The sequence below is a fragment of the Thalassococcus lentus genome (assembly GCF_028023555.1).
In the GTDB taxonomy this organism is placed as follows: Bacteria; Pseudomonadota; Alphaproteobacteria; order Rhodobacterales; family Rhodobacteraceae; genus Thalassococcus_A; species Thalassococcus_A lentus.
In genome coordinates, this window is sequence record NZ_JAQIOY010000010.1 from 71,631 (window position 1) to 86,446 (window position 14,816).

Sequence of the window (14,816 nt, forward strand, 5' to 3'; positions counted from 1 at the left end):
CGGGGCGGCAATCCCCTGTGTTGGCAAGTTTGCCAAGCGCTTCAGTGGGTTTTCGGATCCGAGCAAGGAGGGCGCAGTGTTTCGTCGGTCAGACCGGGCCAGATCAGCCTGTGCAAGGCAAAGACCATGCTGAAACTGGTGCTGAGGGCTGTGGTGGTGACAGCTGTCACAATTGGCGGATGGATGGGGCTGGTCGCCGCGCAGGGTGGCCAGTTGTTTGGCCGGGTTCCCGCAGGGCCGGGCTGTGCCATCACTTATGTCTACGACGGGGACACTGTTGCGCTGGATTGTGGCACTGGGCGGGAAATCACCGCACGCCTGCAAGGGTTCGACACGCCAGAAAGCAAAAGCCGTGCGCGATGCCCGGCCGAGGCTGCTCTGGCAGATCGTGCGACGCAGAGGCTACGGGCCCTTGTGGCAAGCGGAGAGACCCGGCTGGACCGCGTCGGCGTGGACAAATACCGCCGCCCGCTGATGCAGCTTTGGGTGAACCACGTGGATGTGGCCGACACCTTGGTTCGGGAAGGCTTGGCTGTTCGCTATGCGGGCGGCGCGAGACCTGACTGGTGTGCCCGTCTGGGGCAGAAGATGGCGCCGGGCGTAGGGCCGGCCGGCAAGGAGAGCAGATATGTTTGACATGATCCTGATTGCAAACCGGGGCGAGATCGCTTGCCGGATCATGCGCACGGCGCAGGGGATGGGTGCGCGCTGTGTGGCTGTGTTCTCAGAAGCTGACCGCGACGCGCTACACGTCCAGATGGCCGACACAGCGGTTTGCATCGGTGGCGCTGCGCCTTCGGAAAGCTATCTGCGCGGCGATGTCATTATTCAGGCAGCGCTGGACACGGGCGCACAGGCAATCCATCCCGGCTATGGATTTTTGTCTGAAAACCCTGACTTCGTGCAGGCGGTCGAAGCTGCTGGTCTCGTGTTCATTGGTCCCTCGGCAGACGCGATCCGGGCCATGGGGCTTAAGGATGCGGCCAAGGCCTTGATGGAAGAGGCCGGGGTGCCGGTCGTGCCGGGCTACCACGGCGCGGATCAGGATGCTGGCGTTCTGGCGCAAGCCGCAAAAGACATCGGCTATCCGGTGCTGATCAAGGCTGTTGCCGGCGGCGGCGGCAAGGGCATGCGGCTGGTGGAGCAGGCAGATGCTTTTGATGATGCGTTGGAGCGGGCCAAGGCCGAAGCCCGCACCGCCTTTGGCAACGATGCGGTCCTGATCGAGAAATTCATCACAAGCCCACGCCATATCGAAGTACAGGTCTTTGGCGACGGTGAAACAGCGGTGCATCTGTTTGAGCGCGATTGTTCGCTTCAACGCCGCCACCAGAAGGTGATCGAAGAAGCACCGGCGCCTGACATGCCGCAGGATGTGCGCGATGCAATGGGCGCCGCGGCGGTAAGAGCGGCCGAGGCGATCGGTTACAAAGGTGCTGGCACGGTCGAGTTCATTGTTGATGGCTCGGACGGGCTGCGCACGGACGGGTTCTGGTTCATGGAAATGAACACCCGCCTGCAGGTCGAACATCCCGTCACTGAAGCGATTACCGGTATTGATCTGGTCGAATGGCAATTGCGCGTAGCCGCGGGTGATCCGCTGCCCGCGCGGCAGCAGGATCTTTCGATCAATGGTCATGCCTTTGAAGCGCGGCTCTATGCCGAAGACGTCCCGGCCGGTTTCCTGCCGGCCACCGGCCGTCTGGCGCATCTTGGCTTTCCGTCCGATGTGCGGGCTGACGGCGGTGTGCGCTCAGGGGATGTGATCTCGCCGCACTATGATCCAATGATTGCCAAGGTGATCGTGCATGGCCCGACGCGGGCAGTGGCCCTGCAAAGGCTTGCCAAGGGATTGGAGCAGACACAGGTCGCCGGGACGGTGACAAATCTGGCCTTTCTGGGGGCTTTGGCCCGGCATGACGGGTTTTCCCGCGGCGAGGTGGACACAGGGCTGATTGCCCGCGATCTCGAAGAATTGACGAAAGCTCAGCCGATCGAGGCGCCCATGGTGGCGCGTGCCGCGCTGGCCGTGGCCGGACTGGATGAAGGGGCTGACCCTTTTGCAGGTTTCACCCTTTGGGCTCCGCTGGATCGAAGCGTTTCTCTGAGTTTTGGGGATCAGACCTTTGTATGCCTTTTGCAGATGACCGGGCCTGACAATGGCGCGGTTGTAGTGAATGGCACATCGGTCACGGTCGAGCGTCACAACGGCGCGTGGTGGCTGGATGGCAAAGCCGGGGCTGCAGTTCACCTTGAGAACGGGCAGATCACGGTGTTTGCAAACTATGGCGTCTGTTTTGACGTTCCCGACCCGCTGGCGCGTCAATCCGAGGCCGGGGCAGGGGACGGACTGACCTTGTCGCCGATGCCGGGCAAGGTTGTGGCGGTCCATGTGTCTGCAGGTGATCTGGTGGAAGAGGGCATGCCATTGGCGGTTCTGGAGGCCATGAAAATGGAACACACGATGGTGGCGGCACGGGCCGGACGCATCGCCGAGGTGCTGACCGAAGCGGGCGCGCAGGTTGAAGCAGGGGCCGCATTGATCCGGTTGGAAAGCGAAGAGGAGACGACAGCATGATCCGTTTGCATCACGTACAATACGGTCGGTCTTTCCGGGTGTTATGGCTGCTCGAAGAGATCGGCATCGATCACTTTGGTGGGCTTGAGATCAGCGAGTATCAGATCGGCACCCCGGCAATGCGCGAAGGGGATTTGCCGCGTCTGTCGCCCGGCGTGCGTATTCCGGCAATTGAATGGGATGGACTTGAGATGGCAGAGAGCGGCGCCATCATCGAGTATCTGGTCGAGTCCGAAGCGCCCGAGTTGGGGCGCGGAGTCGGAAATCCGGAACGGGCGGCTTATCTGCAGTGGATCCATTTCGCCGAAACCATGGCGAGCCTGATCGAAAATCTGAACCTTCAGATGGTGTTTCTGCGGCCTCCGGCAAAACCATCACCAATCGTTGTTAAACTGACCGTCGCACGGCTGCGCCAGACACTAGGGGGCATGGAGGCGCGGATGGGAGACAGCCCGTGGCTCTTGGAGGGTGGCTTTTCGGCGGCGGACATCATGATGGGCTTTAACCTGTTTGCCGCGCCTTACTATGTGGATTTGGCCGAATTTCCGAAGTTGCAGGCCTACAAGGCCCGGATGGAGGCCCGGCCTGCATTTCAGCGGTCTGTCGAACGCGAAGGCCCGCAACGGTTCTACCAACAGGATTTCTACCCTGTTCCCGAAAGCTGACAGGTCACTTCAGCAACGCAACCCACGACAAAAGGCAGGCGCATGACCAAGCGAGTGGAAATCTTTGAAGTCGGGCCGCGGGACGGTTTGCAGAACGAAGCGGTTCATATCGCGACGCAGGACAAAATCGCTTTGGTCGATTGCTTGTCGGATGCGGGCTTTTCCCGGATCGAATGCGCGTCGTTTGTCAGCCCCAAGTGGGTGCCGCAGATGGCGGACAGTGCCGAGGTTCTGTCTGGCATTCGCCGGGCCAAGGGTGTGCGCTATGCGGCGCTGACCCCGAACATGAAAGGTCTGGAGCGGGCTTTGGCGGCCAAGGCAGACGAAGTGGCAATCTTTGGTTCGGCGTCCGAAGGGTTTTCACAGGCCAATATCAACGCCAGCATAGCCGACAGCCTGGAACGCTTTGCACCCGTCGCTGCTGCGGCCCGAGATGCCGGAGTGCCGGTGCGTGGCTACGTGTCCTGTGTGGTGGAATGTCCCTATGACGGCGCGGTTGAACCGGCGCAGGTCGCGCGGGTCGCCCGGGCCTTGCTGGACATGGGCTGCTACGAGATCAGTCTGGGCGACACGATAGGCCGCGCCCATCCCGATTCCGTTGACCGTATGCTCGGTGCCGTGGGCGCTGTCATTCCCGCTGAAAAGCTGGCGGGGCATTTTCACGACACCTCAGGGCGAGCGTTGGACAACATTGAAGTGGCACTCCAGCACGGCGTGCGGGTTTTTGATGCTGCGGTCGGTGGTCTTGGGGGATGTCCTTATGCGCCGGGGGCGGCGGGCAATGTGGCGACAGAAGCCGTGCACCGGCGTCTTGAGCAAATGGGATACGAAACCGGGCTGAACATCGCCGTTCTAGAGCGTGCAGCGGCGCGCGCGCAGGCAATGCGCAGCAGCAGTGAATGATCCTTTCGTTTGATATTCTGAGGATAGACAATGACCCAATTCATTGAAACCGAGATCGATGCGCGCGGCGTTGCCACGCTTTGGCTGGCGCGTGAAGACAAGCACAATGCTCTGTCGGCCGATATGATGACGCAGTTGGAAGAGGCGGCGCGGCGTTTGGCACAGGACAGCGATGTTCGGGTGGTGGTCCTGGCCGCGCGCGGCAAGACATTCTGTGCCGGGGGCGATCTTGCATGGATGCGCGATCAGATGGCCATGGACGCTGACACGAGACGGTCTGAATCTGCGCGCATCGCGACCGCACTGATGGCGCTGTATGAACTGCCGCAACCCTTGATCGGGCGCCTTCACGGCAATGCCTTTGGGGGCGGTGTTGGACTGGCCTCGGTCTGCGACGTGGCGCTGGGCGCCGCGGGCATCAAGATGGGGCTGACCGAAACAAAGCTCGGTCTCATTCCTGCGAACATCGGTCCCTATGTCATTGCCCGCATGGGTGGCACCCGCGCTCGAGAGGTTTTTATGAATGCGCGGCTCTTTGATGCGGGCGAAGCTGTGCGCCTGAACCTTTTGACCCGTGCCGTTGCGGCAGTGGATCTCGATGATGCGGTCGAGGAAGCGATCACGCCCTATCTGTCCTGCGCTCCCGGCGCGGTGTCTGAAGCCAAGGCGCTCTTGCGCATGCTGGAAGGGCGGATAACTCAGGAACATGTCGATCTTGCTATTGATGCGCTGGCACAGCGCTGGGAAACCAGCGAAGCGCGCGATGGAATCGCTGCGTTTTTCGACAAACGACCTGCGCCGTGGGCTGGTTAAATCTTACGGTGCTGTGAACAGAGGCCCTAAAAGTAATGCTTATAGCGGCCAAAATGTACATTCCGGAATGCGCATGTAATCCGAACGGGTAGTTTGTTCAGACCATCGCGCGTTTCCCAAGTCTGATGCGTTGATGCAGCGCCAAAGCCTGACAGGTATCTTGAAAAGGCAAGCGGGGATGCTTGAGAAGAGACAGTCAGGTACGAGCGATGATCAAGATCGGACTATCCAGATTTACACGCAGACGCGGAACGTCTTTCTTTGAGAAAAGGAAAGCAAAGCGTGTTCAGACCCACGAAGCCTGCACCGAGACATCGGCAGATGTGGCGAAAAGGGTCGACTATCAGGATATTCAACAAATGCTCGAAGAGGCAGATCTTGATTCCAACAGCATCGCGCGAGCCCGGAAACAGAACCAGGCCAGCGCGTATGTTAAACCCGACCAAGGTGAGCTTTGGCAGTTGCGCAAGGTGTTGACCGCGCCATAGGCGATAGAACGGCCGCTCCGGCAAGCCAGACTCACATGACTCGTTATCGGCCCTGCGCATCGCGTAGGGCCGTTTTCCTTTGCTCACAAATATATCAAATGCAGCGCGACCCATCCGCGCGGCCAGATATGCATTCCGTGCGCTGCGGCGGCTGTTATCCCTCTGCAAATCAATAACATATTCCCCCGAAACCCGGGGCAGAGGACAACATTTTGCAGGGAATGAATATGTTTTCGGCTTGTTGACCCTTCGGCGTCACAAGGATAAGTCACAACTCAGCCAACAGGTGCGCTCTGCGCGCCATTCAAAAGGGAGCCATCTGTCGTGGAAGAGATGCTCAGGGAATACCTTCCCATTCTCGTATTTTTGGCCATTGCAATCGGGCTCGGGCTTGTCCTGATCCTTGCTGCCGTCATCATCGCGGTTCGAAACCCGGATCCGGAAAAAGTGTCGGCCTACGAATGCGGGTTTAATGCCTTTGACGATGCGCGGATGAAGTTCGATGTCCGGTTCTATCTGGTCTCGATCCTCTTCATCATTTTCGATCTGGAAATTGCTTTTCTGTTCCCCTGGGCTGTCGCCTTCAAGGACGTAAGCATGGTGGGGTTCTGGTCGATGATGGTGTTCCTTGGCGTGCTGACCATCGGCTTTGCCTATGAATGGAAGAAGGGAGCGCTCGAATGGGAGTGATGACCGGAGCCAACACGGCCGGGTTTGACCGCGAGGTTGCCACCCAGGACCTGAACCGCGAGTTGCAGGACAAAGGTTTCCTGCTGACGTCGACCGAAGACATCATCAACTGGGCGCGCACAGGCTCGCTTCACTGGATGACATTCGGTCTGGCATGCTGCGCAGTTGAAATGATGCATACGGCCATGCCGCGCTATGACATGGAACGCTTTGGCACAGCGCCACGTGCCTCCCCGCGTCAGTCGGACCTGATGATCGTTGCCGGCACGCTGACCAACAAGATGGCTCCGGCGCTGCGCAAGGTTTACGACCAGATGCCAGAGCCGCGTTACGTGATTTCCATGGGGTCTTGCGCCAATGGCGGCGGCTACTATCACTACAGCTATTCCGTGGTGCGCGGCTGCGACCGGATCGTGCCGGTTGATGTCTATGTGCCCGGGTGCCCACCCACAGCCGAAGCGCTGCTCTATGGCATCATGGCACTGCAAAAGAAAATTCGCCGTACCGGTACGCTGGTTCGATAAGGAGGCGATGGCATGACTGAAGCGCTCAAGGAACTCGGCACCCATATTGAGCTGAAGCGCCCCGATTGCGTTATTGGCTGGGATGTCACGCATGGTGAACTGAATGTTGATGTGGCTCCGGCCAATATCCGCGGTTTCGTCGAATTTCTAAAGACTGACCGGACGTGCAAGTTTTCGACACTGGTGGACATTACCGGGGTCGATTACCCCGAGCGGCCTAAACGGTTCGACGTGGTCTACCACTTCCTGTCGATGTACCAGAACCATCGCATTCGCTTGCGCGTATCGGTCCGCGAAGAGGATATGGTTCCGTCAATCGTATCCGTGCATCCGTCAGCCAACTGGTTTGAGCGCGAAGTGTTCGACATGTTCGGTGTCTTGTTCTCGGGCCACCCGGACCTGCGCCGCATTCTGACGGACTATGGTTTCCGCGGTTATCCGTTGCGCAAGGATTTCCCGACAACGGGCTACACCGAAGTACGCTATGACGAGGCGCAAAAGCGCGTGGTCTACGAGCCGGTCAGCCTCGTTCAGGAATACCGCCAGTTTGATTTCATGTCCCCTTGGGAGGGCGCGCAATACGTGCTGCCGGGGGATGAGAAGACCGAGGAGAAGGCATGATATCGCCGCTTGGTCCGCTGCTTATCATCGCCCCGTTGGTGTTAGCGACTTTATTGGTCGGCCCAGTGCTCGTCGGGTCGGTCTACAGGATTGCAAAGCGGCCGCTTTGTTTAGCTAGGAGGTTCGAATGATGGACGGCTCCAAAGGTTTCGAAGACGCTCTGACGGGCGAACAGAAAATCCGCAACTTCAACATCAACTTCGGCCCGCAGCACCCTGCGGCACATGGGGTTTTGCGTCTGGTGCTGGAGCTTGACGGCGAAATCGTCGAACGCTGCGACCCGCACATCGGCCTGCTGCACCGTGGCACCGAAAAGCTGATGGAAAGCCGGACGTATCTGCAGAATCTGCCGTATTTCGACCGGCTGGATTACGTGGCGCCGATGAATCAGGAACACGCCTGGTGTCTGGCCATCGAAAAGCTGACGGGAGTGGAAGTGCCGCGCCGCGCTAGCTTGATCCGGGTGCTCTACTCGGAAATCGGCCGCATTCTGAACCACTTGCTTAACGTGACCACGCAGGCCATGGACGTGGGCGCTCTGACGCCGCCGCTCTGGGGCTTTGAAGAGCGTGAAAAGCTGATGGTCTTTTACGAACGCGCCTGCGGCGCGCGCCTGCACGCGGCCTACTTCCGCCCCGGCGGTGTGCATCAGGATCTGCCCGATGACCTGATTGATGACATCGAGACATGGGCCAAGGAATTCCCTGCTGTTCTTTCGGATATCGACGGGCTGCTGACCGAAAACCGCATCTTCAAGCAGCGGAACTGCGATATCGGCGTGGTCACCGAAGAAGAGATCAACGATTGGGGCTTCTCTGGCGTCATGGTGCGTGGCTCTGGCCTTGCTTGGGATTTGCGCCGCGCGCAGCCCTATGAATGCTACGACGAATTCGACTTCCAGATCCCGGTTGGCAAAAATGGCGATTGCTTTGACCGCTATCTGGTGCGCATGGAAGAAATGCGCCAGTCGCTGGGCATCATTCATCAGGCCATCGAAAAGCTGCGGGCCGAGGGGCCGGGTGATGTTCTGGCACGTGGCAAGATCACACCACCCAAGCGGTCCGAGATGAAGACCTCGATGGAAGCGCTGATCCATCACTTCAAACTCTACACCGAAGGCTTCCACGTGCCCGAGGGTGAGGTCTACGCGGCAGTCGAAGCGCCAAAGGGTGAATTCGGTGTCTACCTCGTGGCGGATGGGTCGAACAAACCTTACCGCGCCAAACTGCGCGCACCGGGGTTCCTGCATCTGCAGGCCATGGACCACGTCGCCAGCGGCCACCAGTTGGCCGACGTTGCGGCGATCATCGGCACCATGGACGTTGTGTTTGGAGAGATCGACCGATGAAAACGGCGGCGATTGCGTTTTGCATTGCACTGCTGGGCGCCCCGGTGGCGGCCAAAGATGTGTGCTTGCTCAAGGCATCGGTTTGCGAAGGTATGTATGAGGCCAAGTACAAGGACCTCTTTGCCAAACTGCGCAACCCTTCTTTGCAAAAGCCTTCGGATGGTCTGGCCGTATCGGTGATGTACAACACCTTCGAGTCAGCCGAGAAAGACGCCAAGCGATGCAAGCGCAAGGAAAAGGTGTCGATGGACGATTTCAAACCTTACTTCGTGATGGGGCAGGGCAAGAACAAGCGGGCCATGATGGTTCGCGGAAAATCAGAGTGCGCTTGGGTGCGGGTCAAGTAACCAAGTCGCTGCAGCACGCTGCCACTGGAACCGGGCGGCGCGCAGGCAGTGGATGCCGGCACCAACGGGCATCTCAGTGTTGTGTTATGAGTGGTTCCGCGCAGACATGCAAAATGCAGCTGCGCGCTTCGGAATGGAGGGACTTGTGATGAAAAAGATGATGCTGGCCGGCACGGCGCTGACACTGCTCGCGGGATGCGTATTGCCGCCAAAGGATGTGACACCAGAGGATCTGGCTGCCTTTGATAATGCGGTGGCCTCTATCGGTTGCACGTTGGAAAGCGAACGGCATTACCTGCCTGTGGAACTGCAGACAGGTCTGACCCGCGAAAAGCTGATCGAGGTCGCCCAGTACAAGGTCGCTCTCGAAGAGGCGGTCGCTCTGGAAAGCGGTGGCGTCAAGCTGATCACAGGCAACTGCGCGCCCGCTGCACCGGCTGCCGAGGCCTGATACTTTAGCGCTCCGTCTGCCGGGGCAGGACAAATGACGAAGTGGTCTCCGCCTGATGCGGTGATCCGATGAATTGGAGAGCACGACGATGCTGCGCCGTTTGCACCACGAACAGCCCGAAAGCTTTGCTTTCACCCCGGATAACCTTGCTTGGGCACAGGCCCAGATCACCAAGTATCCCGAGGGTCGTCAGGCCAGCGCGATTATTCCGCTGCTTTGGCGCGCACAGGAACAAGAGGGCTGGCTGACCCGCCCGGCGATCGAAGCTGTGGCCGACATGCTTGGCATGGCCTATATGCGTGCGCTCGAAGTGGCGTCCTTTTACTTTATGTTCCAACTGCAACCCGTTGGCAGCGTTGCACATATCCAGATCTGCGGAACGACCTCTTGCATGATTTGTGGAGCAGAGGACCTGATCGCTGTCTGCCGCGAAAAGATCGCTGACAAGGCGCATGCATTGTCCGCGGACGGCAAGTTTTCGTGGGAAGAAGTCGAGTGTCTGGGGGCCTGCACCAACGCTCCGATGGCGCAGATCGGCAAAGATTATTATGAAGACCTGACGACGGACAAACTGCGCGATCTGCTCGACGCGCTGGCGCGTGGAGACGTGCCGCAGGTTGGTCCTCAGAACGGGCGTTTTGCCTCTGAGCCTGCTTCCGGCATCACTTCACTGACTGAGTTCGTCAACGGCTCGATCAAGCTGAATGCCTCGGCGCAGTTGGCCTCTGACATCGGTGATACGGTCAAGCGGATCGACGGTACCGAAGTCGCTCTGAAGGCGAATTGGTCAGACATGACTAAAGGCGGCGCAGCCGGCGACGGTGCGGCCAACAGCGCCAGCGCACCAAAGTCAAAAGCCAAGACCAAAGCCAAAGCAGCGCCCAAAGCCAAGGCAGAGGCGGCGCCCAAAGCCACCAAGGCAGCGGCCAAGCCTGCCAAGGAGACGGCCAAGAAAGTGGTCGCCAAGAAGCCTGCGCCCAAGGCGGCCAAGGCCGAGCCTGCCGCGCCTGTCGAGGGCGGAACCAAACCTGCCGCGCTCAAGAAAGCACGCGGCGGGCAGGCTGATGATCTCAAGCGGATCAAGGGTATCGGTCCCAAGCTGGAACAGCTTTGCAACCGCTTGGGCTTCTACCATTTCGACCAGATCGCTGAATGGAGCGCAGACGAAGTTGCTTGGGTCGACGCCAATCTTGAGGGCTTTAAAGGTCGCGTTAGCCGCGATTCATGGGTCGATCAGGCCAAAGTACTAGCATCTGGCGGCGAAACAGAGTTCTCTACCCGTGTCAAAAAAGGTAATGTCTACGACAAATGACAGTCTCAACACGGTGAGGGAGTGACAGAATGAGTAATGATAATGGTGGTATGAGCTGCACACTCGGCAGCTGGGCTTTGGCGGCGGGCGTTGGCTTGCTCGCATTCATCCTGCTTATGGTACTTGGTGATTGGCGCTTTATTCAGGCCCTTTTTGCGGGCGCAGTGCTGTTTGTGGTTCTGGGGCTTCTCTTTAGCTTCTTGTTTTGCCGGTCTTTGCCCGCGCCGGGTGAAGCTTCTGGCGTAAACAGTGGCTCTTCGGCAGCGGCTGGCGCCGTTGGCGCAACAGCGGCAGCCGGTGCAGCAGCAGCGGCCGGTGCAAGTGCTTCGGCTTCGGCAAGTGATGCGGATGCAGCGGCAGCAGATGCGGGGGATGCATCTGGTTCTGCGGCAGCAGCGGCTGATACGGCGGCATCATCGGCAGACACAGCGGCCGAGGTTTCGGTACAGCCATCTGCGCGTCTGGCGGGTGAAGAAGACCTTGCCTCTCGCAAGGGTACTTGGAAATACGAAGGAGAGCAGCAAGACGCTGCACCAGCCAAGGAAGCCAAGGCCAAGAAACCAGCAAAAGCGGCCAAGGCGAAAGCCGACAAACCCGCAAAGGCGGCAAAGGCTGACAAACCCAAGAAGGCGGCGAAAGAGGCCAAGGCAGCGGCTCCTGCTGTTGATGCGGGCGATGACACAGTGGATCGCGATGGCGATGGTATTATCGAAGGTCGCAACGAAGGCTCGAAGCCAACAACCTTGGACGGCCCTCGGGATGGCGGCGCCGACAACCTGAAGGAAATCAAGGGTATCGGCCCCAAGCTAGAAAAACTCTGCAACAAGCTGGGCTTTTACCACTTTGACCAGATCGCCAACTGGACGGCAGACGAAGTCGCTTGGGTTGACGCGAACCTCGAAGGCTTCCGTGGCCGTGTGACCCGTGACAAGTGGGTCGAGCAAGCCAAGATCCTTGCTGCTGGCGGTGAAACGGAGTTCTCCAAGCGTGTAGAAGGCGGCAACGTCTACTAACGCGGAGTTTTGAGACTTGGCTTGCCGGTTCAACTGATCGGCAAGCCCAAGAAAAATAGAGTGGGGTGGCATTGTGCGGCCCCACGTCCTCTTGAACGAGGGCGGATTGGTTTGATAGGCGCAGGCGCAGGATGTCGAAGAACGACGGTGCAGAAGACAGGGCCAGACGCGGCAGGCAGGTTGCCTTGCTGATCGCAGGTCTTGGCATCGGCTGGATCGGGATCACGGCACTGGGCGGTTCGTTGGGTTGGCCCCAGCGCACGCGGGCCTTTTTCGATCTGGCTGTTCTGGCCGGGTTCGGATTGGCCATTTGGAAGATATACGGGATCTGGCGCGACAGCCAGGAACACAAGGACGACTAGGCTATGCTGCAAGACCAGGATCGTATCTTTACCAACCTTTATGGCATGCACGAACGCACCCTTGCGGGTGCCAAGAAGCGTGGCCATTGGGATGGAACGGCAAAGATCATCCAGAACGGACGCGACTGGATCATTGACCAGATGAAGGCATCCGGTCTGCGTGGCCGTGGCGGAGCCGGCTTTCCAACCGGTCTGAAGTGGTCGTTCATGCCCAAGGAAAGCGACGGTCGCCCCAGCTATCTGGTTGTGAACGCCGATGAATCCGAGCCGGGCACCTGCAAGGACCGTGAAATCATGCGGCACGACCCGCACACGCTCATCGAAGGGTGCCTGATCGCCAGTTTCGCAATGCAGGCCCATGCTTGCTACATCTACATTCGCGGCGAATACATCCGTGAAAAAGAAGCGCTTCAGGCCGCAATCGACGAAGCTTATGATGCGGGCCTTCTGGGCAAGAATGCAGCCGGGTCCGGTTGGGATTTCGATCTGTACCTGCACCATGGTGCGGGCGCCTATATCTGCGGCGAAGAAACCGCCTTGCTCGAAAGCCTCGAAGGCAAGAAAGGCATGCCACGGATGAAGCCGCCATTCCCGGCAGGCTCGGGTCTGTATGGCTGCCCGACCACGGTAAACAACGTTGAATCGATTGCGGTGGTTCCGACCATTCTGCGCCGTGGCCCCGAGTGGTTCGCGGGCTTTGGCCGTCAGAACAACGCGGGCACCAAGCTGTTCGCGGTTTCGGGCCATGTGAACAATCCTTGTGTCGTCGAAGAGGCGATGTCGATCTCGTTCGAAGAACTGATCGAAAAGCACTGCGGCGGCATCCGCGGCGGTTGGGACAATCTCAAGGCTGTGATCCCGGGTGGATCATCGGTGCCTTGTGTGCGCGGCGAAAACATGCGCGACGCAATCATGGATTTTGACTATCTGCGCGGTGAACTGGGTTCGGGTCTCGGCACGGCTGCGGTTATCGTGATGGATAAACAAACTGACATCATCAAGGCGATCTGGCGACTGTCCAAGTTCTACAAGCACGAAAGCTGCGGCCAGTGCACACCTTGCCGTGAAGGCACAGGCTGGATGATGCGCGTCATGGACCGTCTTGTTCAGGGTAAAGCGGATCCGGAAGAGATCGATATGCTTTGGGACGTGACCAAGCAGGTCGAAGGTCACACCATTTGCGCGCTTGGCGATGCGGCGGCTTGGCCAATTCAGGGTTTGATCCGCAATTTCCGCGATGAGATCGAAGACCGTATCAAGGCGCAGCAGGCTGGCCGGATCAGCGCCGCTGTCGCTGCCGAGTAAACTGCCGTGACAACCGGCCCGCGCGTATCTGTTGCAATTGCTTTCAGTGTTGGCTTGTTGCTGTCTCCGATGATGGCACAGGCCAAACAGGATCCGATGATGGGCGCGGCGGCGCTTTCGGCTGCGATCCACATTGCGCGCGACTGCGACGGGATCGGACTGGTTGGTGGTCAGTCCGAGGCAGATTTTCTGCAATCTGCTTCGAAAACGTTGAAACGGCAGGGTTTTCGCAGGCAGGCGGTTCTCAAGCTCGTCTACTATTCCAAAGCCGGGGTCCTGGCCAAGGCGACGGATCAGCTTTTGGCCGGGGTGGGCGCATCGCTTGCGGATAAACGCGCCTTGTGCGGTCATGGACGCAAGGTTGTTGGCGCCAATGATCTGGTCGGGCAGTTTCTGGAACGCAACTGACTGAAGTGTCCTGCGATCTTGGTGCGTTGCCAGTTCACGGCCGTGATTGCGGTTCAGGACATAAGGGAGAACACCACATGCGCGGTTTTTTCAGAAATCTGACTCCAGCAGTGGTTTTCACCTGTCTGTTGCCTGTTTGTGCGGCTGCACAGGGCAGGGTGCCATATCCCGATGTATGGGTTGAGCACATGTTTCAAGAACACATGGCCTTTATGCTGGCGGACAATTGCGGGGATCTGGAAAAGCATCATCCCGGCATCGACCGACATCGGTCATCGGCCTATGCCGCCATGAGTGATCGCGGCCACCACGCCCGCGATCTTCAAAACAAGTTTTCCCCGATTGCACCAGAGCGATATCAGCCGCTTCAAGAAGAGTTCTTGCGCAAGTACGGCCTGAGCGCAGCGAGTCCGATTACCCGGTTTTGTGACGCCGGGCATTCTGAAATAACGCAAAGAACACCGATCGGGCGCATGTTGAGGGTTCCGGACAATGCATCTAGCTGAATTGAACATCGGGCGGCTGATCGCCCCCACGGATGATCCCAAGGTTGCGGAATTCATGGACAGCCTTGATCGGGTCAACGGAATTGGCAAGCGCAGCCCCGGTTTTGTCTGGATGATGGAAGGTTCGGGCGAGCCGGGAACGGGAAATACCGAGAACTGTCTTGATGAAGATCCACAGATGGTCGCGAATTTGACGGTCTGGGAGGATGTGGCAAGCCTTGAACACTTTGTCTGGAACACCTTGCACAGCCGGTTCTTCAAACGTCGGGCCAATTGGTTCGAAAAGATGGAGCAACGCCACTTCGTTATGTGGTGGGTGCCGGAGGGACATCGCCCAACATTGGACGAAGCGATGGAAAAGCTTGAACAGCTGCGCAGGAACGGCGATAGCGAGGATGCCTTTGGCTGGGACTGGCTTATGGCCAGAAAGGCCGATGCGACAGCAACGGCGCAGCCGTTGGATAGGTAAAAGGTTGGGTAAC

The 14,816-nt window shown here is 58.8% G+C and carries 18 protein-coding genes; all 18 read left to right on the top strand.

The features are described from left to right. Positions 1-126: 126 nt before the first annotated feature. The 18 genes from PFY00_RS17780 to PFY00_RS17865 all read left to right on the top strand — a co-directional run bounded on the left by PFY00_RS17780 (position 127) and on the right by PFY00_RS17865 (position 14,803). Positions 127-636, top strand: coding sequence for a thermonuclease family protein (locus PFY00_RS17780; protein WP_271433946.1), 510 nt, complete (start codon positions 127-129; stop codon positions 634-636). Beyond that, a complete protein-coding gene (locus PFY00_RS17785) occupies positions 629-2,578 on the top strand; it encodes an ATP-binding protein (protein WP_271433947.1) in 1,950 nt (649 codons plus the stop codon). Before PFY00_RS17780 ends, PFY00_RS17785 begins: the two co-directional genes overlap by 8 nt. Continuing rightward, positions 2,575-3,243 carry a glutathione S-transferase family protein gene (locus PFY00_RS17790; protein ID WP_271433948.1) on the top strand — a complete coding sequence of 223 codons (669 nt, stop codon included), beginning with the start codon at positions 2,575-2,577 and terminating at the stop codon, positions 3,241-3,243. Before PFY00_RS17785 ends, PFY00_RS17790 begins: the two co-directional genes overlap by 4 nt. 42 nt (positions 3,244-3,285) lie before the next feature. Further along, on the top strand, positions 3,286-4,146 hold the full coding sequence (locus tag PFY00_RS17795) for a hydroxymethylglutaryl-CoA lyase (protein WP_271433949.1): 861 nt from the start codon (positions 3,286-3,288) through the stop codon (positions 4,144-4,146). A gap of 30 nt (positions 4,147-4,176) precedes the next feature. Then, positions 4,177-4,959, top strand: a complete 783-nt coding sequence (locus PFY00_RS17800; protein WP_271433950.1) for a crotonase/enoyl-CoA hydratase family protein — start codon at positions 4,177-4,179, stop codon at positions 4,957-4,959. Positions 4,960-5,771: 812 nt separating this feature from the next. Further along, on the top strand, positions 5,772-6,137 hold the full coding sequence (locus PFY00_RS17805) for an NADH-quinone oxidoreductase subunit A (RefSeq protein ID WP_271433951.1): 366 nt from the start codon (positions 5,772-5,774) through the stop codon (positions 6,135-6,137). Next, a complete protein-coding gene (locus tag PFY00_RS17810) occupies positions 6,128-6,661 on the top strand; it encodes a NuoB/complex I 20 kDa subunit family protein (protein ID WP_271433952.1) in 534 nt (177 codons plus the stop codon). Before PFY00_RS17805 ends, PFY00_RS17810 begins: the two co-directional genes overlap by 10 nt. A gap of 12 nt (positions 6,662-6,673) precedes the next feature. Next, positions 6,674-7,282 carry an NADH-quinone oxidoreductase subunit C gene (locus PFY00_RS17815; RefSeq protein ID WP_271433953.1) on the top strand — a complete coding sequence of 203 codons (609 nt, stop codon included), beginning with the start codon at positions 6,674-6,676 and terminating at the stop codon, positions 7,280-7,282. Positions 7,283-7,412: 130 nt separating this feature from the next. Beyond that, positions 7,413-8,630 carry an NADH-quinone oxidoreductase subunit D gene (locus PFY00_RS17820; RefSeq protein WP_271434026.1) on the top strand — a complete coding sequence of 406 codons (1,218 nt, stop codon included), beginning with the start codon at positions 7,413-7,415 and terminating at the stop codon, positions 8,628-8,630. Then, a complete protein-coding gene (locus PFY00_RS17825; RefSeq protein ID WP_271433954.1) occupies positions 8,627-8,977 on the top strand; it encodes a hypothetical protein in 351 nt (116 codons plus the stop codon). Before PFY00_RS17820 ends, PFY00_RS17825 begins: the two co-directional genes overlap by 4 nt. Positions 8,978-9,125: 148 nt before the next feature. Beyond that, entirely contained in the window at positions 9,126-9,428 is a 303-nt protein-coding gene (locus PFY00_RS17830; protein ID WP_271433955.1) for a hypothetical protein, read from the top strand. Positions 9,429-9,516: 88 nt separating this feature from the next. Beyond that, the gene (locus PFY00_RS17835; protein ID WP_271433956.1) at positions 9,517-10,740 is read left to right on the top strand and encodes an NADH-quinone oxidoreductase subunit E; all 1,224 of its coding nucleotides are present in this window, start codon (positions 9,517-9,519) and stop codon (positions 10,738-10,740) included. A 29-nt stretch (positions 10,741-10,769) separates the two neighbouring features. Continuing rightward, positions 10,770-11,753, top strand: coding sequence for an endonuclease (locus tag PFY00_RS17840; protein WP_271433957.1), 984 nt, complete (start codon positions 10,770-10,772; stop codon positions 11,751-11,753). Between the two features lie 131 nt (positions 11,754-11,884). Next, on the top strand, positions 11,885-12,115 hold the full coding sequence (locus PFY00_RS17845) for a DUF5337 domain-containing protein (RefSeq protein ID WP_271433958.1): 231 nt from the start codon (positions 11,885-11,887) through the stop codon (positions 12,113-12,115). 3 nt (positions 12,116-12,118) lie between these two features. Next, positions 12,119-13,420, top strand: a complete 1,302-nt coding sequence (gene nuoF / locus PFY00_RS17850; protein WP_271433959.1) for an NADH-quinone oxidoreductase subunit NuoF — start codon at positions 12,119-12,121, stop codon at positions 13,418-13,420. Positions 13,421-13,492: 72 nt separating this feature from the next. Continuing rightward, positions 13,493-13,828 (top strand): DUF5333 family protein, encoded by a 336-nt coding sequence (locus PFY00_RS17855; RefSeq protein WP_271433960.1) that lies wholly within the window; start codon positions 13,493-13,495, stop codon positions 13,826-13,828. Positions 13,829-14,016: 188 nt separating this feature from the next. Further along, positions 14,017-14,334, top strand: a complete 318-nt coding sequence (locus PFY00_RS17860) for a DUF5333 family protein (protein ID WP_271433961.1) — start codon at positions 14,017-14,019, stop codon at positions 14,332-14,334. Then, positions 14,321-14,803, top strand: a complete 483-nt coding sequence (locus PFY00_RS17865) for a DUF3291 domain-containing protein (protein WP_271433962.1) — start codon at positions 14,321-14,323, stop codon at positions 14,801-14,803. Before PFY00_RS17860 ends, PFY00_RS17865 begins: the two co-directional genes overlap by 14 nt. Positions 14,804-14,816 lie beyond the last annotated feature (13 nt).